22 protein-coding genes are annotated in these 19,658 nt (G+C 72.0%); 6 read left to right on the plus strand and 16 right to left on the minus strand.

Annotated elements, in window-relative coordinates; all coding sequences use genetic code 11:
- Positions 1 to 4: 4 nt before the first annotated feature.
- Genes AB2L57_RS05505 through AB2L57_RS05520 form a run of 4 tightly spaced genes read right to left on the minus strand, consistent with a single transcriptional unit; the run spans position 5 to position 4,141 of the window.
- A complete protein-coding gene (locus AB2L57_RS05505) occupies positions 5 to 859 on the minus strand; it encodes a galactosyltransferase-related protein (RefSeq protein WP_292810048.1) in 855 nt (284 codons plus the stop codon).
- A complete protein-coding gene (locus AB2L57_RS05510; protein ID WP_292810046.1) occupies positions 856 to 1,884 on the minus strand; it encodes a glycosyltransferase in 1,029 nt (342 codons plus the stop codon). Before AB2L57_RS05510 ends, AB2L57_RS05505 begins: the two co-directional genes overlap by 4 nt.
- Positions 1,881 to 3,008, minus strand: coding sequence for a glycosyltransferase (locus AB2L57_RS05515; protein ID WP_292810044.1), 1,128 nt, complete (start codon positions 3,006 to 3,008; stop codon positions 1,881 to 1,883). The genes AB2L57_RS05510 and AB2L57_RS05515 overlap by 4 nt, the downstream gene beginning before the upstream one ends.
- Positions 3,005 to 4,141: a hypothetical protein gene (locus AB2L57_RS05520; RefSeq protein WP_409048252.1), complete on the minus strand. Its 1,137-nt coding sequence runs from the start codon at positions 4,139 to 4,141 to the stop codon at positions 3,005 to 3,007. Before AB2L57_RS05520 ends, AB2L57_RS05515 begins: the two co-directional genes overlap by 4 nt.
- Before the next feature lie 132 nt (positions 4,142 to 4,273).
- Between AB2L57_RS05520 and AB2L57_RS05525 the strand changes: the two genes are divergently transcribed.
- Together AB2L57_RS05525 and AB2L57_RS05530 are read left to right on the plus strand one after the other, a co-directional pair.
- The gene (locus AB2L57_RS05525) at positions 4,274 to 5,329 is read left to right on the plus strand and encodes a hypothetical protein (RefSeq protein WP_409048253.1); all 1,056 of its coding nucleotides are present in this window, start codon (positions 4,274 to 4,276) and stop codon (positions 5,327 to 5,329) included.
- Entirely contained in the window at positions 5,326 to 6,609 is a 1,284-nt protein-coding gene (locus AB2L57_RS05530; protein ID WP_409048254.1) for a glycosyltransferase, read from the plus strand. The genes AB2L57_RS05525 and AB2L57_RS05530 overlap by 4 nt, the downstream gene beginning before the upstream one ends.
- A 57-nt stretch (positions 6,610 to 6,666) precedes the next feature.
- On the opposite strand, the gene AB2L57_RS05535 is transcribed toward AB2L57_RS05530, so the two are convergent.
- Together AB2L57_RS05535 and AB2L57_RS05540 are read right to left on the minus strand one after the other, a co-directional pair.
- Entirely contained in the window at positions 6,667 to 7,254 is a 588-nt protein-coding gene (locus tag AB2L57_RS05535) for a pyridoxamine 5'-phosphate oxidase family protein (protein WP_409048255.1), read from the minus strand.
- A 144-nt stretch (positions 7,255 to 7,398) separates the two neighbouring features.
- Entirely contained in the window at positions 7,399 to 7,767 is a 369-nt protein-coding gene (locus tag AB2L57_RS05540) for a DoxX family protein (protein WP_409048256.1), read from the minus strand.
- Positions 7,768 to 7,960: 193 nt separating this feature from the next.
- Here AB2L57_RS05540 and AB2L57_RS05545 point away from each other — a divergent pair, with 193 nt between their 5' ends.
- Positions 7,961 to 8,368, plus strand: a complete 408-nt coding sequence (locus AB2L57_RS05545) for a helix-turn-helix domain-containing protein (RefSeq protein ID WP_292810036.1) — start codon at positions 7,961 to 7,963, stop codon at positions 8,366 to 8,368.
- A gap of 102 nt (positions 8,369 to 8,470) precedes the next feature.
- Positions 8,471 to 9,853, plus strand: a complete 1,383-nt coding sequence (locus AB2L57_RS05550; RefSeq protein WP_409048257.1) for a serine/threonine-protein kinase — start codon at positions 8,471 to 8,473, stop codon at positions 9,851 to 9,853.
- Between the two features lie 36 nt (positions 9,854 to 9,889).
- Here AB2L57_RS05550 and AB2L57_RS05555 read toward each other — a convergent pair whose 3' ends face one another.
- From AB2L57_RS05555 to AB2L57_RS05585, 7 genes are all read right to left on the minus strand, one after another.
- The gene (locus tag AB2L57_RS05555; protein ID WP_409048258.1) at positions 9,890 to 10,069 is read right to left on the minus strand and encodes an alpha/beta fold hydrolase; all 180 of its coding nucleotides are present in this window, start codon (positions 10,067 to 10,069) and stop codon (positions 9,890 to 9,892) included.
- Positions 9,999 to 10,544 carry an alpha/beta fold hydrolase gene (locus AB2L57_RS05560; RefSeq protein WP_409048259.1) on the minus strand — a complete coding sequence of 182 codons (546 nt, stop codon included), beginning with the start codon at positions 10,542 to 10,544 and terminating at the stop codon, positions 9,999 to 10,001. The genes AB2L57_RS05555 and AB2L57_RS05560 overlap by 71 nt, the downstream gene beginning before the upstream one ends.
- A gap of 203 nt (positions 10,545 to 10,747) precedes the next feature.
- Positions 10,748 to 11,032 carry an iron-sulfur cluster assembly accessory protein gene (locus AB2L57_RS05565; RefSeq protein ID WP_292810030.1) on the minus strand — a complete coding sequence of 95 codons (285 nt, stop codon included), beginning with the start codon at positions 11,030 to 11,032 and terminating at the stop codon, positions 10,748 to 10,750.
- A gap of 139 nt (positions 11,033 to 11,171) precedes the next feature.
- A complete protein-coding gene (locus tag AB2L57_RS05570; RefSeq protein ID WP_292810028.1) occupies positions 11,172 to 11,525 on the minus strand; it encodes an Lsr2 family protein in 354 nt (117 codons plus the stop codon).
- Positions 11,526 to 11,590: 65 nt separating this feature from the next.
- Positions 11,591 to 12,466: a LuxR C-terminal-related transcriptional regulator gene (locus AB2L57_RS05575; RefSeq protein WP_292810026.1), complete on the minus strand. Its 876-nt coding sequence runs from the start codon at positions 12,464 to 12,466 to the stop codon at positions 11,591 to 11,593.
- Positions 12,467 to 12,613: 147 nt separating this feature from the next.
- Positions 12,614 to 13,249 carry a DNA-3-methyladenine glycosylase I gene (locus tag AB2L57_RS05580; RefSeq protein ID WP_292810076.1) on the minus strand — a complete coding sequence of 212 codons (636 nt, stop codon included), beginning with the start codon at positions 13,247 to 13,249 and terminating at the stop codon, positions 12,614 to 12,616.
- Between the two features lie 86 nt (positions 13,250 to 13,335).
- Positions 13,336 to 13,863 carry a methylated-DNA--[protein]-cysteine S-methyltransferase gene (locus AB2L57_RS05585; protein WP_292810024.1) on the minus strand — a complete coding sequence of 176 codons (528 nt, stop codon included), beginning with the start codon at positions 13,861 to 13,863 and terminating at the stop codon, positions 13,336 to 13,338.
- Positions 13,864 to 14,223: 360 nt separating this feature from the next.
- Between AB2L57_RS05585 and AB2L57_RS05590 the strand changes: the two genes are divergently transcribed.
- Both AB2L57_RS05590 and AB2L57_RS05595 read left to right on the plus strand, forming a co-directional pair.
- Positions 14,224 to 17,952 (plus strand): DEAD/DEAH box helicase, encoded by a 3,729-nt coding sequence (locus AB2L57_RS05590; RefSeq protein WP_292810022.1) that lies wholly within the window; start codon positions 14,224 to 14,226, stop codon positions 17,950 to 17,952.
- Positions 17,939 to 18,160 carry a hypothetical protein gene (locus tag AB2L57_RS05595; RefSeq protein ID WP_292810020.1) on the plus strand — a complete coding sequence of 74 codons (222 nt, stop codon included), beginning with the start codon at positions 17,939 to 17,941 and terminating at the stop codon, positions 18,158 to 18,160. Before AB2L57_RS05590 ends, AB2L57_RS05595 begins: the two co-directional genes overlap by 14 nt.
- A 15-nt stretch (positions 18,161 to 18,175) precedes the next feature.
- Here AB2L57_RS05595 and mscL read toward each other — a convergent pair whose 3' ends face one another.
- Genes mscL through AB2L57_RS05610 form a run of 3 tightly spaced genes read right to left on the minus strand, consistent with a single transcriptional unit; the run spans position 18,176 to position 19,635 of the window.
- The gene (gene mscL / locus AB2L57_RS05600; protein WP_292810018.1) at positions 18,176 to 18,601 is read right to left on the minus strand and encodes a large conductance mechanosensitive channel protein MscL; all 426 of its coding nucleotides are present in this window, start codon (positions 18,599 to 18,601) and stop codon (positions 18,176 to 18,178) included.
- Between the two features lie 49 nt (positions 18,602 to 18,650).
- The gene (locus AB2L57_RS05605) at positions 18,651 to 19,022 is read right to left on the minus strand and encodes an FmdB family zinc ribbon protein (RefSeq protein WP_292810016.1); all 372 of its coding nucleotides are present in this window, start codon (positions 19,020 to 19,022) and stop codon (positions 18,651 to 18,653) included.
- Positions 19,023 to 19,038: 16 nt separating this feature from the next.
- Positions 19,039 to 19,635 carry a 5-formyltetrahydrofolate cyclo-ligase gene (locus tag AB2L57_RS05610; protein WP_292810014.1) on the minus strand — a complete coding sequence of 199 codons (597 nt, stop codon included), beginning with the start codon at positions 19,633 to 19,635 and terminating at the stop codon, positions 19,039 to 19,041.
- Positions 19,636 to 19,658: the final 23 nt, after the last annotated feature.

The following is a 19,658-nucleotide window of genomic DNA, read 5'->3' on the forward strand; positions in this document are numbered from 1 at the left end:
CGGGCTAACCGCCGCGGGAGGACCGGGGATCCGGCGCTGACCCGGTACGTCGCCAGGCCGATCCGTCCCACGCCACCGCGCCGGCCTCGGCAAAGGCCTCGAGCCAGCCCGTCATCGGCCACTCTCCCCAGCGCGCCGCGAACCGTGCGCCGTTTCGCAGGATGTCATCGAGGTGCTGCCACGGCGGTGTGGATGTCGCGTGATGCTGGTGGTACACGTGTGCCCCTCCGACCCACACGAGGGGGATGCCGGCGCGGCGCAAGCTGAAGCCGAAGTCGGTGTCCTCGCCGCCATATCCCTCGTACCCCTCGTCGAATCCCCGGGTACGCGCCCATGTGCGGGCGGTGGCGGCGAAGGAAAGCGACCAGAACAGGGCGTACTCGGCGGATGTCGCCACCCGCGTGCGCCCCGGGGGCGGGTCCGGCCGGGACGGGTGCGGTGCCGTCGCTGCGGCGAGCGTGCCCGGATCAGTCACATCGACACCCGCGGGCAGGTAGGTGACCGGACCGCTGAGGACAGCATCCGGGTGCGATGAGGAAGCCGCCCGATAGCCCGCGATCAGGTCGGGGCCCGGTACACAATCGGCATCCAGGAAGACCAGCAGATCGGCGCCCGCGGCTCGGGCGGCAGAGGCGCCGGCGTTGCGCGCGGCCCCCAGGCGCCACCCGTCCGCGCCGGGCGGCACGCGGAGGACGGACTCCGCTTCCAGCGCCGGGGGGTCCTCCTCGGTGATCCACACCACGATCCGTGCGAGGTCGCGCTGATGACGCAGCGCGGCGAGCTGGTTGCGCACATGACCGACCCGAGCGGAGGAGCAGAGGGTGACCACCGCCGTCGCGCCTGCGAGCGCCGCGGTCATGGACGCGGGCTCGCGGTTGCGCGGATGGCTTCGGCGGCGCGGGCAGCGGCCCCCTCCACCTGCCACTGCGACCAGTCCGGGTGCAGCGAGGCGGCGTCCTCGATGAGTTCCGGCCAGGCGCTCGCCGGGGGCCAGCGGGTGACGACGACCGCGAGCCCGGCGCGTTCGACCGCGTGCGCCGTCTCGAGCTGCTCCGAGAACGGGCGGTCCTGGGGGATGACCACCGCAACCGCCCCGGCGACGGCGAGGTCGGCAATGGAGTTCTGACCCGCCCATGCGACGACGATCCCCGCCGAGGTGAGATCCTCCCAGGGATCGGTCGTCCACGGTGCATCCGGTGTGGCGCCGAGGTTGCGCCAGGTGAGCCCCGTCGCGGCCGCGGCTTCTGCCACCGCCGCGTCGGTCACGTCGCTGCCACCGCGTCCGCCCAGCACCACCACGTCCCGGCGGTCGGCCCCGTCTCCCGTCCTCTGTGGGCGAGGTCGATGCTCGAATCGGCTGATACCGCCCGTGTACACGACCTTGTCGGCCATCGCGTCGAGGTGCGCCGGCTGCAGAAGCGCCCGAGGCCACGGTGCCAGGATCGTCGTCGCTGCCCGGTAGCCGAGCCGATGCGGGACGTCGTCGCGGCGTCCGGGCTGGGCGATCACCACGGTGCGGATCCCCAACAGGCGCACGAGCACCGCTACTTCCACCGAGACGTCCACGACGAAGGCATCCCAGGGGGATCGGGAGAGAGTCGCGGCGATGGCGGCCAGCCTTCCGAGATGCCCGGGATGTCCCAGAGGCGCCCAGTGGAGCAGCCCCCCCGCGGTCGGGTCGGCATCGGCGGGCGCGGTGATGCCCGCCCGTACGTCGTCGTCGCGCTCCAGCACGATCCATGAGCATCCTGCCGGGAGCGTCTCCGGCTCGGGCAGCGAACTGAAGCACGTGATCTCGGCGTCCAGATGACGTGCGATCGACAGCATCCGGGCGAGGTGTCCGCCGCCGTGGTGGTGCACATACCAGCCGATGCGGAGCGTCATGCGGTGAGCCCTTCTGCGAGCGGGGTGCCGGCGGCGAGTTCGGTGAGGACATCCTCGAGCACGCCGATGCGCCGTTCGAGCGAGAAACGGCGGAGCGCGCTCGCGCGAATGCGACGCCGGAAGGAGGCATCCTCGGCCGTACGTTCGATGAGTCTCTCGGCACGTTCGGCCATGGCGTCCACATCGCCGGGCCCGACGATCTCCATGCCCGTGCTTCCCGCTGCGATCTCAGGCACGCCGCCCACGGCGAAGCTCACCACGGGCGTTCCGCACATGAGCGCTTCGGGCGCGACGAGTCCGAAGGGCTCTGCCCACGCGGGTGTCGACAGCGCGGCGGCACCGCCGCCGACGATCGCGGCGAGCTGGGCGGGTGCGAGGGCGCCGGTGACGGTCACGTCGTCGCCGATCAACGGGAAGAGCACGCGTTCGGCGTAGGCGTGATCGCCGATGCGTCCCGCGATCGTGAGCCGTCGACCCAACCGGCGGGCGACGTCGACGGCCAGGTGGGGAGCCTTTTCGGGCACGATCCGCCCGAACCAGACGATTCCCTCGCCGCCTCGGCCCTCCGGCCACGCGTGGGGGTCGACTCCGTTCGGCAGCACGTCGGAGTGCAGCCCCGCGCGCGCCCACTCCCGGCGGGTGAAGTCACTGACGGCCAAGAAGGCGCTGCCCCCCGATCCGGCGGTCGCATGCGCCGCGATGAACGCGGCATCGGGCGGCGTGTGAAGCGTGGTGACCATGGGGGTCCCGAGTTTCGCAGCCCATCTGAGGGGGAGGGGATGCAGGCAATGATTCGATACGACGTCGAAGCTCTGCGCGCCCAAGGCGAGCGCCTCGAGCGCCCGCTCGAGCGCCGGCACCGTCGTCGCTTCGTAACTGAGGGGATAGGTCATGTCGGACAGCGCTGCGCCCCGTGGCCAGTCGAGGATCGGCAGCTCGAACGGACTGCCGGGGATGACGAAGTCCGAGCCCCGGACGGCGACCATCGTGACCTCGTGTCCGCGAGCGCGCAGAGCCGTGACCTCGGACCACACTGCGGATTCCAGCCCGCCCGAGTGCGGCGGGCGGATCGGAAACCGCAGGGGGGCGATCACGGCGATCCGCAGGCCGCCGGCGCCGCTCACGCGACCGATCCGTTCGCCAGCAGTCGGCGGTACAGCGCGGCGTGGGTTTCGGCTGCCGCGGCGTCCGAAGCGCGGCGCCGCGCACGCCGAGCGATGCGGAGATCGGTTCGCGCGGGGGAGCCCGCCCGGTTCGCATCCGCATCGTCGAGCAGCGCCGTGAGGGCCGCAGCCAGGCCGGCGACCTCACCGGGCGCGTAGGACGCCACGGAATCGTCCGGGTGCTGCTCGGCGTAGAAGCCCACGGCGGGCGCGACGACCGGGACGCCGAGATCCCAACACAGCTCCAGCCAGCCCGAATGCGTGCCGTGCCGGTACGGCAGCACAGCGACATCGAGCCTGCTGAGCGCGACGTCCAGCTCGGCGTCCGACAGGCGCTCATGCTCGACGAGGGTCGCATGATCGTCCTTCGCGCAGAGTCTGCGGACCTCGCGACGGGAGTCCTCGTCGCGAACCCCATGGTGCAGGCGCACCTCCACGCGAGCGTGCACGCCGTGTGAGCGCAGTTCGGCCGCCGCCTGCAGAAGCGTGCGGACGGTGCCCGGCCCGTCCACGTTGGGGCGGATGTCCTTCAGATGCACCCCCATCAGCGTCTCGTCAGACGTGCGCACGCGCGGCGGGAGGGCATCCGGTGCGACCATCGAGGGATGCGGGATGACAAGGCACTCCCGGTTCCATCGTCCCGCGATGGCCGATGCGGCGCCGGGAGTCAGGGTGATCACGGCGTCCGCGCCGCCCACGAGCACGTCGAGTTGTTCCGCATATCTCGTCTGATCGCCGAGCTGGGGGTGATCGAGGTCATGCACGGTGAAGACGACCGGCCAGCCCGCATCATGAGCGGCATCGATGGCCGCCGCCAGCTCACCGGCTGAGTACGACTCGGTGCCGAAGTGGATGTGCAGCAGCTGCGCCGACGACGCGTTGCGCGCGATCCAGACCGGATCGAGGACCGCGGGGGGCCACCAGACCCCCGCGGGTGCTCCCGGGACCGGCGGGTCGGGCAGGAGCGTGATTCCCGGGGCAGCGGTGATCCGGGCGACGAAGGGGTGTCCGGCCGGGGCCGAGGCGACGGTGACGGCACCGACGGGGCGCACCGATTTGTCGGGGGGTGCCACGGGAATCGCGGAGGTCGCCATCGTGTCCCTTCTGGGTGACGGGCCGGGAACCCGGCGCGCTGTCGCGTGTCGAGCACATCGAACGATAGGGGGGCGGAGACGGCACCGGAGGCGGCTTGACGCGGAGGGCCCCGGCGTATAACCATGAGCCGAATGACCCGCGTCCCGCCGCTCCAGCTGATCGTGGGCCCCGAAGGGCACGGTGTCGTGGCCTACGCCGCGGATGTTGCGGCCGCGCTGCGTGAGACCGACGACCGGACCGAGGTGGCGTGGGTCGACAGCCTGCCCGACGCGCAGGCTGTCGCGCGACGTGCAGGGCGAGTCCACCTGCACGTCACCGATCGCCTCCTCGGGCGCTCTCCCGAGGAGGCTGCCGACAGGCTCGAAGGCCTCGCCTCCGTCACGGCGCTGACGGTGACGGTGCACGACGTGCCGCAGACCTCCGACGGCACGGGTCTCGAGCGGCGGGTCGCTGCCTACACACGCATGTTCGCCGCCGTGGACGCCGCCGCGGTGAACAGTCAGCACGAGCAGAGGCTGGTCGCCGACTTCCTCCCCGGCGTCGCCACTCCTCACGCGATTCCGCTCGGCGCTCGCCGCTCCTCACCGTCGGGCTTGCGCGCCCGAGAGCACGATGCGGCACGAAGCGGTCGCCGCGACCTCGTCGTGCTCCTCGCCGGCTACATCTACCCCGGCAAAGGGCACGCGCAGGCCATCGAGGCGGCCGCGGACGCGGCGCGTGCGCTCCGCCGCGCGGGCGAGCCGGTGGGGGCGGTCGTCGTCCGCGCCATCGGCGCGCCCTCGACCGGACACGAGGGTGATGTCGCGGTCGTGCGCAACGAGGCCGAACGCCTCGGCGTGCGCTTCGACGTCACCGGCTTTCTCGCCGACGCCTCGTTCGACGAGCGCATGATGGACGAGGGCATCCCGCTCGCCGCGCACGAGCACGTGTCGGCCTCCCGATCGATGCTCGACTGGGTGGAGGCGGGGCGGCGCCCCCTCGTGGTCGACTCGCGTTATGCGCGGGAGATGGATCGGCTGCGTCCCCGCACGATCGCCCGGTACGAGCCGGCCGAGCTGGCGCTCCGGCTTGTGGAGGCGTGGCGCGATCCGGAGCGGACCGCGCTGCCTGCCGGGGCGAGCCTACGACCGACACTCGCCGATGTGGCGGCGGATTACCTCTCCTGGTGGAACGGACCGGCACGGTGACAACGCCTCCGGCCGGCACCGCGCTCCCCGGCAACCGGTGGGATCTGCTCGCGGGCGTACGCCCTGATGTGCCGCCGATGGTGTCGGTCGTCGTCGCGCACTACCGCCAGCCGCAGCAGCTGGCGCGCACCCTCGCCGCGCTGCGGCGGCAGGATCACCCGTCCCACCGCCTGGAGGTGATCGTCGCCGATGACGGCTCGCCGGAGCGTCCGCGCGTGCCGGACGACGTCGTGCTGGTGCGGCAGGAGGACGCCGGCTTCCGCCTGGCTGCGGCGCGTAACCTGGGGGCGGCGGCCGCTACCGGAGAGATCCTCGTCTTCCTCGACGCCGATACGACTCCCGAACCGGCGTTCGTCCGAGAGCTGGTGCGGCTTCCCGCCCTCGCACCGGATTGCGTGACGGTGGGTCGCCGTCGTCACGCGCGTCTGGACGGTGTGCCGGTGACCGAGGACATCGAGCTCGCAGTCGCGGGGCGCGAACTGGTCGAACCGCCCTGGCTGAGAGAGGCGTATCGCACCTCGCGCAACCTGCTCGATGCCGATGACCGCAGCTACCGCTACGTGATCGGTGCCGCTCTGGCCTGCTCGCGGCGGCTGTTCGCCGAGGTCGGCGGCTTCGACGAGACCTTCACGTCCTACGGAGGTGAGGACTGGGAGTGGGCCTATCGCGCGTGGATCGGCGGGGCGCTGCTGGCCCATGCACCCACGGCCGTCGCCTGGCACGACGGTCCCGACGCCTCTGAGCGCCCGGCGGCGGGCCGGAGCGCGAAGAACGCCGAGGCGATCCGGCTCTCGGACCTGATACCCGTTCCCGGGTCGCGCGGTCGCGGACTGCGCAGCGCGAAGGTCGATGTGGCCGTAAGCGGGCCGCCAGCACCCGCGACCCCCGCTGATGTGTTCGTGAGCGTCGACAGCGTGCTGGCGGCGATACCCGGCGCGGAGGCGACCGAAAGCGAGACGGGCACCCGAGCCCCCCTCGGACGAGGACGCTTCGATCGGGTGCGGGTGCACCTCGACATCCTCCGCCCGGTCCTTGCCGTCGGTGGTGCGCTCGCCGCACAGGTCTCGCACGTCGGGCGCGGACAGCTCGGCGAGCTCCTGATCGTGGACGACGCCGGTACCGAGCTGATCCGGATCTCCTCGATGCGCTCACGGGCGCGACACCTGAGGTGGGCTCGCGACGATCTCTTCTCTCGGGGACGCGCGACGTGCGACGGCGTTCGCGCGCTGGAGGGCGAGGTGGACGTCGAGGCCTATCTCGGTGGTTGGACCCGGGGTTGATCGGCCGCGCGAGTGCGCCGTGCGATCAGGCATCGTGCGTCCGCCGAGGTGCCGGAGTCAGGGGGCGTCGTGCGCAGGCGGTGCGAAGTGCGGGATCGGCTGCGGCTTCTGTGCCTTGCTGCGAGAAGCGGAATCGTGACCGGCCGGGCGTGGGGCGTCGACCGTGGCGGTGCGGACCGGGGCATCCCCACCCATGCGCGGCCGCATTCCCTCGGGCGAGCGGAATCGGCGACCGGACACCGAGGCGGGGGTGATGCGCACGAAGTTGTGCTTCTCGGTCGGTGTCCATGTCACGAGGTCGAGCACCCCCGACGCCTCGATCTCGTCATCGGCGTCGAGCCGATCGGCTGTGCCTCGGATCACGACGCTCCAATGGTGACCGTGTTCCTGCCCATCGATCTCGAAGGCGACGGAGGGGCGCTCCGACAGCGCGCGAAGCTTCGACCCCGGCGCGGAACGCACGAAGATGCACCCGTCGTGCACGAGGTAGTTGAGGGGAAAGACATCGGGTGCACCGTCCGGTCCGCCGATCGCGAGCCGACCGAGCTGATGGGACTCGATGAGGCGCCAGGACTCGCCGGTCGACAACTCCTCGATGCTCTGGTGGGCGGTTCGCGGGGCGGCTTCGTGGCGTGCGGCGTCCATGGCGTGTCCTCTCTTCTCACCTGAAAGCACACACCCGCACGCGGCGCCGCGCAAGAGGTCAGGCCACGGGCGGCGGCTGGATTCTGCGCCCGCGAGTTGCCCGTGTCACCGCGTCATCGAGCGAAGCGGTGACACGGGCGCGGATCACCCGAGGACGACCACGAAACCGAGGACGGCGCTGACGATCGAGACGACCGCGAGCACGATGGCCGGGGTCGCGGCTTCCTTGCGGCGCACGTGCACGACCGCGGCGGCGATCATCACGATCGCAAGGCCCACGGCCGCGATCGGGGTGAGGATCGGTGCGATACCCGTCAGCAGCGGCACGATAAGACCGACCGCGCCGATGACCTCGAGCGCTCCGATGAGCTTGACGCTCGGGCTGCCGAAGTCCTCGGTCCAGGCCATACCCGACGCGGCGAGGGCGGGCTTCGGCCGGGCGAGTTTCATCAGGCCCGCGCCGAGAAAGGCGAAGGCGAGCAGTGCGTTGACGATCCAGAGTGCGATCAGCATCCGGGTTCCTTTCATGACGATGCGCGACCGAGAAGCGGCCGGCAGATGGGGGGATTCGGCGACGGCCGCACGCCACCGAGTGCACGGCGTCCGACGGTGACCTAGAGTGCCTAACGGCCGACGATGCGGAATAATCCCGACGGCGCTCACGCACTTTGAAGTGCGTGAGCCGAGAGAGAAAGAGGTCGATGCCATGGCGAACTCCCTGCAGGCGCTTCCGGATGTCATGGTCGACGGCTGTGACGCGGATACGCGCGACCTCGTGCGCGAGATGATCGTGCGGATGGCCGACAAGTGGAGCCTTCTCCTGATCGAACACCTCTCGCACGGTCCCGAGCGCTTCACCGGGCTCATGGCCGCCGTGCCCGGCATCTCGCATCGCATGCTCACCCACACCCTGCGCACTCTCGAGCGCGACGGCATGGTGACGCGCACGGCCCACGCCGAGGTGCCACCGCGTGTCGAGTACGCGCTGACTGATCTCGGCATGAGCCTGAGCGCGCCCGTTGCCGCCTTCGTCGTGTGGGCACATGAGCACCACTCGGAGGTCGCCGCTCACCGTGCCACGTTCGACGCGCGCGGAGGCCGCTCCGAGCGTTGACCGCGGTCGGAGCGATTGTCAACCCCCGAGGAGCCGAGGCCCGACCTCGTTACGGTGACCGGAGGGCGCGATCCGCGCAGGGCGGTCGCGGGAGGGAACCCGATGAGCGATCCGACGCGCGCCGACACGGGCACGCAGGAGCTGCTCGATGGTCGCTACGTGCTCGGCGAGTGTCTCGGTGAGGGCGGCATGGCGCGCGTGCACCGTGCCGAGGACGTCGTACTCGGGCGGGTCGTCGCGGTCAAGATGATGCGCGAGAGCTCCGACCCGGCTCTGGACTCGGGGCGCCTGCGCACCGAGTCGACGCTGCTCGCCTCGCTCGCGCACCCCTCGCTCGTCACGCTGTACGACGCGCGCATCGTGCCCGGCGAACGCGGATACCTCGTGATGGAACTCGTCGAGGGCCCCTCCCTACGAGAGCGCACCGATTCGGGACCGCTGCCGGCCACAGCGGTGGCGGCGCTCGGCCGCGACCTCGCCGACGCGCTCGCCACAGTGCACGCCGCCGGCATCGTGCACCGCGACGTCAAGCCCTCGAACATCCTGCTCGCCCCTCCCGGCGCGTCCGGCGCACCGTTCCGGGCCAAGCTCGCGGACTTCGGGATCGCCTACCTCACCGACGCGACCCGGCTGACGGCGCCCGGCACCGTGCTGGGCACGGCGGCGTACCTGGCTCCCGAGCAGGTGCGCGGCGCACCCGCCGGTCCCGCCGCCGACATCTACGCGCTCGGTCTCGTGCTTCTCGAGAGCCTCACCGGCGACCGCGCCTTTCCGCACTCTTCGGGCGTCGCATCCGTTGTCGTACGGCTCTCACAGAGCCCCGGCATCCCGGATTCGCTGCCCCGGCCTTGGCGTGAGCTGCTCGCGGCGATGACGGCGATGGATCCTTTCGCCCGGCCGAGCGCCGCGGCCGTGGTGGATGCGGTGACCGCTCTGGATGCCGCGGCCCTCGCGTTCTTCGCCGCCGACATGCCGCCGGCGCCTGCACCGGATGCCCCGGAGGCGACCCGGCGGTTCGACGCGCTGCCCGCGGACGCCCCGGCCTCGGCTTCGCTCCTGACGCCCGAGGGCGCGCCGCCGCACACGCGCGCGGGAGCGCGGAGCGCGCGGCGCCGACGCCGGCCCGCCCTCGTCTGGGGTGCGGTCGGAGCGTCGGCCGCGGGCATACTGGCCCTCGCGCTGGCCCTCGCACCGGGCGCGGGGGACACGGTCGATCCGGCCCCGTCGATCAGCCCGGTCGCGGAGGACGAGGGCGTCGCGCCCACCGACCAGCCGTCGGAGGACGAGAGCGTGCCGGAGACGGTCGACACCGTGCCCGAAGAGACCATCGTGGTCGACCCGCAACCCGACATCGTGCCGGAGGCGCCGGCCGAGCCCGCGGCCCCCATCGATGCGCCGGTTGACCCGCCCGGCCAGGACAACCGCGGGCCGGGTAACAACAACGGCGACGGGGGCAACAATGGCAACGGCAGAGGGAGCGGGTGACGCCGAGCCACGAGCGGCGTCATCGGTCCGTGGGTGTCACGTGCGCACGAATGCCCGGAGCGCCGATGCCACGGTGCGCGGGGCCGAGTGCTGCACGGCATGATGATGCCCGGGGACGAGGATCAGCTCGGCGGCCGGCGCGAGGTCACGCAGCCGTCGGCACCATCGCAGACCGGCGATGGGGTCGCGAGATCCGCGCATGACCAGGACGGGCATCGGGAGCGCGCACGCGATCCTCGATCGGGTATCGGAGCATGTGGCGCAGCTGTCTCGCGTACCAGCGCGGCCCGCATCGGGCGTAGTCCGCGAACGCGACGGCGTTGACGCATGGCGGCTCGCAGAAGGTGTCGAGCGCGAGTGACCCCAGCTGAGCGAAGAATGAGCGGCGAGCGGCGTCGGTGACCGCACCGATCACGACGACCCGAGACACGAGCTCCGGCCGCCGTGTGGCCACTTCTATCGCCCATTGCGCGCCCATAGAGTGCCCGACCAGTACCGCCGGACCGAACCGTGCGTCCGCCAGAAGCTCGCCGAGGACGCGGGCCGCGGTAGCGACGTCCATGTCTGCCGAGGGCTTGGGAAGCCCGCCGAAGCCCGGCAGGTCGACCGAGTACACAGGTCCTTCCGCCGCCAGCAGACGATGCAGACCCGCGAAGGAGCGGTGCGACATCCCGATTCCGTGGATGAGCACAACGGCAGGCTGTTCTGAGACCGTGGGCCCGGATCGGAGGACGCGGAAGGAAAGCGATCCGGGTTCGAATCGCCGGCGATAGACGCGGGGCGGTGGGGGGTCGAGCGCGCGGATGTCGGGCATCCTGCACACGGTACCCGGTATCGCGGCGCGCACGACGAAGCCCCCGCCGCGCAACGCGACGGGGGCTTCGAGAACCTGTCTCAGGCCTGGCTGGCGAGGGCGAATCGCACGGATCCGTCTTGGCCGACCTCGGCATCCAGGATCTTGTCGTCAAGCTGAAGCGCTGCCTGCTGGTCGACGAAGACGCGGGCCGAGCTCTGCTCGACTACGGCGTCGCCGGCCTCGGCGGCGGGGACGACGGCCAGCTCGTAGCCGGCGTCGGGGGTGCCGTTGCCTCGGATGCGCAGGCCGCCATCGGCGGTGTCGGGCACCTGCGAGACGATCGAGCGGACGGCGGTGGCGGCGTTCTCGGTGAGGGTGAGCATAGGGCTCTCCTTTCCCATAGGGGACGACGAGTCAGCCACGATTCCGAGAATCCGGGCGCGGATCAACCTCACGCGCGCATTCGGAGGGTTCTCACATGTTCGGCGCGATGCCGCGCGGCAAGGCTCGTCCGAGGGCGGGTCAGGCGCCCTGGGCGGCTTCGTAGGCCTCGATGACGGATGCCGGAACCCGGCCGCGCTCCGACACCTGGTGGCCGTTGGCCCGGGCCCACTCGCGGATCGCGCCGTAGTCCTGCTGCCCCGTACGCCGCCGCTTGCGTGCGGGCCCCGTTGCCGCGGCGCCGCGCGTGGAGACGGGGCGAGCGGCGGAGATGAACCGGTCGAGCGCGCCGCGCAGCGCAGCGGCGTTCTCATCGGTGAGGTCGATCTCGTAGGCGATGCCGTCGAGCGAGAACAGCACCGTCTCGCCTTCACCGACTTCGAGGAGGGAGCCGTCGAGGTCGTCGACGAGCTGATGCACGATTCTGCGGGCCATGCCGACACCTTAGCGAGTGCGGCGGGCGAGGCGGCGGTCGCCACGGCGCGGGCGCGTCGGCCGGGTCAGGGCAGCAGACCCGCGCGGCGTGCCTTGGCCACCGCGGCGTGCCGCGTGGAGGCATCCAGCTTGGCCATCGCCGTCGACAGGTATGCCTTCACCGTGCCCTCGCGAAGGCCCAGGGTCGCGGCGATCTCGGCGTTCGTCGAACCGAGCGCCGCACACGCGAGCACGTCGGTCTCGCGCGGGGAGAGCGCCACATCGCTCTCTGCCGCAGCGCCGTCGTCGTCGCCCGAGAGTGTGGCGAGCCGGCGCTCGATGTCTTCGATGCGAGCGCGCACCTCGGGGTCCGGCACGCGCGCTGCGATCAGGCGCAGCTCGGCATAGCTCGCGCGCAGCTCTTCACGGTGCGACGCCGACAGGCCGTGGACGATCGCGGGGGAGGGAGCGGGGGCGACCGGTTCGAGTTCCGCGAGCCGACGCTCGACGTCTTCGCGCACCCGCAGCTCGGCTGCGAGGGCGTCGGCGACCTGGAACGCGGGGGCGGCGATCACATCTCCGACGTCGGAGGACACCCACGCGCCGCCGTAGAGGACCCCGCGTGCACGACCGCGCACGACCACGGGGACGGCGAGCAGCGACGCGATGCCCTCGCCGAGCACGTGACCGTCGTAGTCATGCGTGATGCCGCGGGCGGTGCGGTAGTCGGGCGTCATCCGCGGGCGCAGCTCGATCATGGCTCGGCCGCCGAGTCCGCGTTCGGGGCGCACGCTCAGCCCGTCGAGGCTGCGGGTGCGGTTTCCGACGATGCTCGTCACGCGCACCGTGTCCTCGTGCACCAGTCCGCCGAAGGCGATCGGAAACCGCGTCCGACGGGCGAGTTCGCGCACCGCGCCCGCGACGAGCTGGGCCTGCGTGGGATACCTCTCCTGCGTAAGCATCGCTACCTACCTTCGGGGGCGACGGCACCGTCGCCGCCGTTCGTAGCGTCGACCATATCACCCGCCGGGGGCAAGGAATTCGGTCGGAACCAGGCTCATTCGTCGTGCGTTGACGGCGGTTCCGGCCTGCCCGAAGGCGCGGCGGGACTATAGGGACGGGTGTGGACGGCGGGCGGCCTGCACGCCCTCCGTCCACACCCCGCTGGTGCCGCGCCGATGGCTGTCGACGAGGTGCGTGTCGACGATGCCGACCGCCTCCATCAGCGCGAACGCGGTGGTCGGCCCGACGAAGCGGAAGCCGCGGGCCTTGAGTGCGGCGGCCAGAGCGATCGACTCGGGTGAGGTCGTCGGCACCTCCTGCGGCGTCCGGGGCGCGGGCGTGCGGTCAGGCTGGAACGACCAGATCAGGTCGGGCAGGCCGCCGGCGGCGCGCAGGTCGATCGTGGCTCGCGCGTTGCCGATGGTCGCGAGGATCTTCGCGCGATTGCGGATGATGGCGGCGTCGCCGAGCAGTCGCTCGATGTCGCGCTCGCCGTACGCGGCGACGAGGTCGGGGGAGAAGCCGGCGAACGCCGCGCGGAACGCGGGGCGCTTGCGCAGCACCGTTGCCCACGACAGGCCGGACTGGAACGCCTCGAGGCTGATCCGCTCGAACAGCCCCCGCTCGTCGCGCACCGGCATGCCCCACTCCGTGTCGTAGTACTGCCTGAGGAGAGGATCGGCCGATGCCCACGCCGGTCGGGCGAGCCCGTCGTCGCCGACGACGACGCCCGTGCCGGCCATGTTCTCGGCCTCGCTTCCCGTGCCCTGATCGGCGCCTCCCGTGTTCCGGGCCTCGCCTCCCGTGCCCAGGGCCTGTCGAAAGGCATTCATCGCTCGGCCTGGGCGGCCAAAGTGAGCGCGTGCACTTCGAGATCGAGCAGAAACCGTTTGGTCTCGGGGTCGCCGCCGTACTCTCCGATCGAGCCGTCCGCCCGGACGACGCGGTGGGCCGGCACGACCACCGAGATCGGCGTGCGGGCGCAGGCCGACCCCACGGCTCGGGCGGCGCCCGGGGCCCCCGCCCGGACCGCCACCTCGCCGTAGCTCGCCGTCTCGCCATAGGCGATCGTGCAGATCGTCTCGAGGGCGGCGCGGACGAAGCCGTGGGTCTGCGAAAGGTCGAGGGGGATGTCGAAGTCGCGTCGCTCGCCGGCGAAGTACTCGTCCAGCTGCATGAAGACAGGTGTGAGGGATGCCTCGTCGTGCGTGAGCGGGGTGCGCCAGGCGAGTGCCGCGCGTTCGAGGACGTATTCGGGATCGCCATCACCGAAGTGCAGCATCCCGAGGCCGGTATCGGTGAGGACGGCGGTGGCGATGCCGAGAGGAGTGGGGGCGCTCGCGTGACGAAGGGGCATGCGCCCATCCTGCCCCGCGGGGTCGTGCCGGTTCGAGGCGCCGGCGTCGATGGGGGTGCATGCCCGCCCCGGGGCGCCTGTGGAGGAGCCGAGCGCGCCGCCGGGCTCAGTGCCCATCGCCCCGCCGCCCATCGCCCCGGCGTTGGGGCGTCAGAATCGCGTTGGGGCGTGCTGCAGCGCGCCCCAACGGCGTTTCAACGCCCCAACGGCGTTTCAACGCCCCAACGGGGATGAGAACGCCCCCGCCGGCGAGAAGAACAGTGCGCAGACCGGCCAATCCCGCGAAACCCGGGCCGCTATGCGCCCGTCTGGGCAGCGGGAACGTAGGGTGACCCTGTGTGGCGAGCAGAGGGCAGCACTATGGGCGCGGATGAGATGATCCCCGACCCCGGCGCGGCGTCCCCGGATGCCGAGCGCGGCGAGCGTATCGAGCCCCACGACCTGCGCATGAGCGAGCCGGGTGTGCGCGTCGCGCACATCGCGTCGGACGAGCGCACGCGGCTGCGGGCCCAGGCCTCCGAGCTGGGCGGTCGCTCGCCCCTGCTGCAGTACGTCGACGCGCCCGACACGGGCATCGACATGACCAACGCCCACCCCGGCAGCCTGCCCGCCTTCATCACCGGGCAGTCGACGCTGCTGTCGGGTCTGTTCCGCGACGAGGTCGCGCTGCGCACGGCGCGGCTCGCGGCCGAGGCCATCACCGCCAAGAACGTCGAGCTGCGCACCGTGCGCTCGATCGATGCCGTGCACCTGGCCGTGGGACTCGCCTCGTGGCGCATCGGCGGAGTCGCCTATACGGCGCCCGTTCTGCTGCGCCCGCTGGCGATCCGCCGCCACGGAGCGGACTTCGAGCTCAAGCTGCACGGCGGCTTCCACATCAACCCGGAGCTCGCCTCGGTGTCGCGCGAGCACTTCGGCATCACCCTCGACGGTCCGGGGCTCGCCGCCCTCGCCCACGAGAACGGCGTCTTCAAGCCGCAGCGGGTGATCGACCGCCTGCGCGCGATCACCGCGCCCGTCGACACCTTCACCGTGCAGCCCCGTCTGCTCGTGTCGACGTTCGCCGACGTCGCCCGGGCGATGGTGCGGGATGCTGCCAACCTCGACGCGCCCGTCCTCAACGCGCTCGCGGGTCACGCCGGCGACCGCGCCGCTCTGCTGCAGCAGCGGGAGGAGGTGCGCAGCGTCGGCCCCGATGAGCGCTCGCCCGCCTCGGACACCCTGCTGCTGGACGCCGACGCGGAGCAGGAGCGGGTGCTCGCGCAGATCACCGCCGGACGCTCGATCGCGGTGCAGACCCTGCCCGGAACGGGCGGCACCCAGACCGTCATCAACGCCCTCGGCGCCCTCGTGCAGGATCACAAGCGCGTTCTCGTCGTCAGCGCCCGGCGCTCGACGATCGAGGGCGTGCGCCATCGCCTGCAGCAGGTCGGTCTCGCCGGACTCGCGTGCTCGCCCGTGCACGTCGCGCGCGACCTGGTGCGCGCGATCGGGCGCAACGAGAAGGCCACGGCGCCCCAGCTCGCCGACGTCGACGATGCGCTCGTGCGCCTGCGCGCGCTGCTGATCGCCTACCGACGCTCGCTGACCACCCCCGCTGCGGGCCTGGGTGTGAGCCCGCTCGACACCCTGCGCGCACTCGTGCAGCTGCAGCAGACCGAGCGACCCGGCACCACCACGGCGCGCTTCGACCTCGAGACCCTCACCCGCCTGGCGGGCGACCGCTCGAGCGCCGCGGCCAAGCTCGAGCTCGCCGCGTCGCTCGGCGAGTTCCGCTTCGGTCCGGGCGACTCGCCCTGGTACGGCGCCAGCTTCGCCACGACCGACGAGGCCCAGGCCGCGCACGCGCTGGCCAAGCGGCTCCAGCTCGGCGAGGTGCCGCGTCTGCTCGAGCGCGGCTACGAGCTCATCGCCCAGACCCGCATGCGACCCTTCGCCTCGATCGACGAGCTCGGGGAGTACCTGCGGCTGCTGATCGACATCCGCGATTCCCTCGATCGATTCAGCCCCAGCGTATTCGAGCGCCCGCTCGCCGACCTCATCACCGCCCTCGGCTCGCGCCGCGACTCGGCGACGATGCGCGGCGGCGAGCGCCGGCGCCTGCGCCGCCTCGCCCGCGAATACGTGCGACCCGGGGTGCACGTCGCCGACATGCACGAGGCGCTCGTGCGCATCCAGCGCCAGCGCACCCACTGGCAGCGCTTCGTCGACGCCGGGGTGGCGCCCGAGGTGCCGCTCGGGCTCGCCGATGTCCACGTCGCCTGGCAGCGCGTGGCGGCAGAGCTCGCCGAGCTCGATGCGCCACTCGGCCGCGCCCACGATCAGCGCCTCGCCGCTCTCCCGGTCGACCGTCTCGTGCGCACGCTCGCCGGCCTCGCCGCCGAGTCCGAGGTGCTCGAGAACCTCATCGAGCGCACCGCGCTGCGCGCCGATCTCGCGCGACTCGGCCTCGGCCCTCTGCTGGCCGAGCTCTCGGTGCGGCACGTGCCCGCCGACCGCGTCGCCGGCGAGCTCGAATTCGCCTGGTGGCAGTCCGCACTCGAGCACATGCTGCGCAGCGACAAGGCTCTCCTCGGCGCCAACACGAGCGTCGTCGACCGTCTGGAGCGCGACTTCAGGCTCGTCGACGAGGCCCATGCGGCAGCATCCGGCCCCCTTCTGGCGTGGCAGCTGGCCCGCCAGTGGAAGATCGGGCTCGTTGATCAGCCCGGCGAGGCCGACGAACTGAAGAAGCTGCTGACCGGCCGTGAGCCCACGGCCCTGGGCCTCAGCATCGTCGCGCCCACCCTCGGCCGCGCGCTTGCGCCGGTCTGGCTGGCCTCGCCGTACGACGTGCCCGAGCTGCCCGAGACGCTTTCGTTCGACACGGTCATCGTCGCCGACGCGGGCGGGCTGAGCCTCGCCGAGGCGGTGCCCGCCCTGCGGCGCGCCCGCCAGATCGTCGTGCTCGGCGACCCCGTGACGCAGAGGCCCTCGCCGTTCGCGCTCGCTGCGGGATCGGTGCCGCAGGAGGAGCCCGAGGTGCCCTTCGACGAGACGTCGCTGTTCGAGCGGCTCGCCGACATCCTGCCCGTCTACACCCTCACCCGCAGCTATCGCGCGGGCGGCGAAGACCTCGCCGAGCTCGTCAACGACGCCTTCTACGGCGGCGAGATCGTCTCGTGGCCGTGGGCGGGCTCGTACCTCGGGCGCGGCAGCCTGACCGTGGACTACGTGGAGGGCGGCTTCGGCATGCCCGACCCCGTCTCCGGCGCCGTCGAGAGCCCCGAGACCGAGGTTGCGCGGGTCGTGACGCTCGTGATCGAGCACGCCGTGAACCGGCCCAACGAGTCGCTCATGGTCGTCACCGCGAGCGCGCGCCACGCCGAGCGCGTCCGCGCCGCGGTGAACACGGCCTTCGCAGGCCGCTCGGACGTCTCGGCGTTCGCCCTGCGCGACACCGCCGAGCCCTTCGCGGTGCTGACCCTCGAGCAGTCGGTGGCCGAGAGTCGCGACCGCGTGATCTTCTCGCTCGGGTTCGGGCTGACCAAGCACGGACGCGTGCTGAGCGACTTCGGCGACCTCTCCACCCCCGACGGCGAGCGCCTGCTCACGGTCGGCATGACGCGCGCCCGTCGCTCGATGGTGATCGTGTCGTCGATCCGCCCCTCGGCGTTCGACGACGGACGACTCGAGCACGGAGCGGCGACGCTCATGTCGATCCTCGGCGGCATGGCCTCCCGGCAGCGCGAGGCCCGCCTCGAAGACCTCGCCGATCCCCTCACGCGACGGCTCGCCGACGAACTGCGGCGCCTGGGCGTCGCGGTCGACGTGCAGTACCGCGGCCTGCTGCCCCTGGTCGCCCAGCACGCGGGCAAGGCCGTCGTCGTCGAGAGCGACCCCGAGACGCACGACGAGTCCCTGCGCGAGGCGCTGCGCCTGCGCCCCCAGTTGCTGCGGCGACTGGGCTGGCACTACGTGCGCGTGCACTCGTTCGACCTCTACACCGACCCCGCGGCCGTCGCGTCGCGGATCGCGGCGATCCTCGGCATCGAGCCCGACGCGGCGGTGGCCGACGGGGCGACCCAGCCCGTCGATGTCATCGAATAGCGGGGCCGAACCCGAGCCGCGGCAGCGGGTGGTGCGGGTGCCCGGGTCGCGGCGCGCGCGGCTGACGCCGGCGCCGGGCGCGATCGGCGAGCCGGACGCGCGAGAAGACGACGGGGATGCTGTCGCGACAGCATCCCGCGACACCCCCACGGTCGAGCGCGGTCCCAACGACGAGCGGCTGCGCCGCGACGTCCCGCCGCACTACTGAGCGCCGGAGCCCGTGTCAGGGCCTGGCAGCGGTGCCCTGCTTCTCGAGCAGATCGCGGATCTGCACGAGGATCTCCTGCTCGGTGGGCAGCTTCGGCTCCTCGGCGGCCTCGCTGAGTCCCGCGCGGGCGGCGGCGCGCTCCTTGAGGCGGTTCATCGGGTAGACGAAGACGAAGTAGACCACGACCGCTACGGCGAGGAAGCTGATGACGGCGCTGATCAGATCGCCGAGCGGAAAAACGACCGTCTGCCCGTAGAGGCCGGTGAGGGTGGGGCCGAACTGGCCGTCCTCGTTCGGCTGGTAGAACAGCGCGACGATCGGATTGATGACGCTCGCGACGATCGAGTTGACGACGGCGGTGAACGCACCGCCGATGACGACCGCGACCGCGAGGTCGATGACGTTGCCGCGCAGGATGAATTCTTTGAAGCCCTTGATCATGCGATGCTCCCCCTCTCGCCGACCCGCGCTCGCGCCCGTGCCGGTCTGCCTATGACGAGGCGCTCGCCCCGGACTTCGATCCTGTCGAAGATGACCCGGAGCCGCCAGCCGACGAGCCGGAGCCCGACGAAGACGTGCCGGACGAGGACGTGCCCGACGAGGACGTGCCCGAGCCGGAGGTGCCGGAGCCGGCCGCGGAGGCCGAGGATCCGGCATCCGCCCCCTTCGAGCCCTTGCCCTCGCCCGCCCGCGAATCGGTGCGGTAGAAGCCGCTGCCGTTGAAGGTCACACCGATCGAGCCGTACTCCTTGCGCAGCACGCCGCCGCACTCGGGGCACTCGGTCAGCGTGGGCTCGGAGAAGGACTGCACGGCGTCGAAGCGGTGTCCGCAGCTCTTGCAGGCATAGGCGTAGGTGGGCATGAGGGCAGCTCCAGGGTCAGCGCCGGGTCGGCGCGAAGGTGACGGTGCGGGCGGGGGTGACGGCCCCCGAGACAGGCTGATCGTGCACGTCTCGAGGCACCTCGTCGAGGATCTCGGAATCGAACACGACCGCGTAGACCGGGGGGCAGCGCTGCATCGACCCGATCGTCTTGTCGAAGTACCCGCGGCCCCAGCCGAGCCGCATGCCCGAGCGGTCGATCGCCGCCGCGGGGATGATCATGAGGTCGACGTCGTTCACCGCGATGGGCCCGAGCAGTTCGCCGACGGGCTCGGGCAGACCGAAGAGGCCCTCGGCCACGTCGCCCTCCTCGGTGGCGACGACCCAGTCGAGCAGGCCGTCGGCCCGTGTCACGGGCAGCAGCACGCGGATGCCGCGGCCCACCGCCGAGGCGACGAACTCGCGGGTGCCGGGCTCGGTCGAGGTCGAGAGGAAGCACGAGATCGACCGCGCACCGAGGCCGTCGACGAGGGCGTCGAGCTGCGCGCGGACGCCCTCCGCGGCGGCGTCGCGCTGCGCCTCGGAGAGCACCTGGCGGCGCTCGCGGAGGTCGGCGCGAAGGGCGCGTTTGTCATTGTCGATGTCGTGCGACACGCCGCCCATCATATGTCGCGGGC

Origin of the sequence: Microbacterium sp. HA-8 (assembly GCF_046111165.1) — a bacterium.
Taxonomy (GTDB): domain Bacteria; phylum Actinomycetota; class Actinomycetes; order Actinomycetales; family Microbacteriaceae; genus Microbacterium.

Excerpts from the sequence above, each read along its gene's own strand:
- AB2L57_RS05505 (WP_292810048.1), bottom strand. The coding sequence starts at position 859 with ATGACCGCGGCGCTCGCAGGCGCGACGGCGGTGGTCACCCTCTGCTCC.
- AB2L57_RS05510 (WP_292810046.1), bottom strand. The coding sequence starts at position 1,884 with ATGACGCTCCGCATCGGCTGGTATGTGCACCACCACGGCGGCGGACAC.
- AB2L57_RS05520 (WP_409048252.1), bottom strand. The coding sequence starts at position 4,141 with ATGGCGACCTCCGCGATTCCCGTGGCACCCCCCGACAAATCGGTGCGC.
- AB2L57_RS05525 (WP_409048253.1), top strand. The coding sequence starts at position 4,274 with ATGACCCGCGTCCCGCCGCTCCAGCTGATCGTGGGCCCCGAAGGGCAC.
- AB2L57_RS05535 (WP_409048255.1), bottom strand. The coding sequence starts at position 7,254 with ATGGACGCCGCACGCCACGAAGCCGCCCCGCGAACCGCCCACCAGAGC.
- AB2L57_RS05540 (WP_409048256.1), bottom strand. The coding sequence starts at position 7,767 with ATGCTGATCGCACTCTGGATCGTCAACGCACTGCTCGCCTTCGCCTTT.
- AB2L57_RS05545 (WP_292810036.1), top strand. The coding sequence starts at position 7,961 with ATGGCGAACTCCCTGCAGGCGCTTCCGGATGTCATGGTCGACGGCTGT.
- AB2L57_RS05550 (WP_409048257.1), top strand. The coding sequence starts at position 8,471 with ATGAGCGATCCGACGCGCGCCGACACGGGCACGCAGGAGCTGCTCGAT.
- AB2L57_RS05555 (WP_409048258.1), bottom strand. The coding sequence starts at position 10,069 with ATGCCCGTCCTGGTCATGCGCGGATCTCGCGACCCCATCGCCGGTCTG.
- AB2L57_RS05565 (WP_292810030.1), bottom strand. The coding sequence starts at position 11,032 with ATGCTCACCCTCACCGAGAACGCCGCCACCGCCGTCCGCTCGATCGTC.
- AB2L57_RS05570 (WP_292810028.1), bottom strand. The coding sequence starts at position 11,525 with ATGGCCCGCAGAATCGTGCATCAGCTCGTCGACGACCTCGACGGCTCC.
- AB2L57_RS05575 (WP_292810026.1), bottom strand. The coding sequence starts at position 12,466 with ATGCTTACGCAGGAGAGGTATCCCACGCAGGCCCAGCTCGTCGCGGGC.
- AB2L57_RS05580 (WP_292810076.1), bottom strand. The coding sequence starts at position 13,249 with ATGGCCGGCACGGGCGTCGTCGTCGGCGACGACGGGCTCGCCCGACCG.
- AB2L57_RS05585 (WP_292810024.1), bottom strand. The coding sequence starts at position 13,863 with ATGCCCCTTCGTCACGCGAGCGCCCCCACTCCTCTCGGCATCGCCACC.
- AB2L57_RS05590 (WP_292810022.1), top strand. The coding sequence starts at position 14,224 with ATGGGCGCGGATGAGATGATCCCCGACCCCGGCGCGGCGTCCCCGGAT.
- AB2L57_RS05595 (WP_292810020.1), top strand. The coding sequence starts at position 17,939 with ATGTCATCGAATAGCGGGGCCGAACCCGAGCCGCGGCAGCGGGTGGTG.
- mscL (WP_292810018.1), bottom strand. The coding sequence starts at position 18,601 with ATGATCAAGGGCTTCAAAGAATTCATCCTGCGCGGCAACGTCATCGAC.
- AB2L57_RS05605 (WP_292810016.1), bottom strand. The coding sequence starts at position 19,022 with ATGCCCACCTACGCCTATGCCTGCAAGAGCTGCGGACACCGCTTCGAC.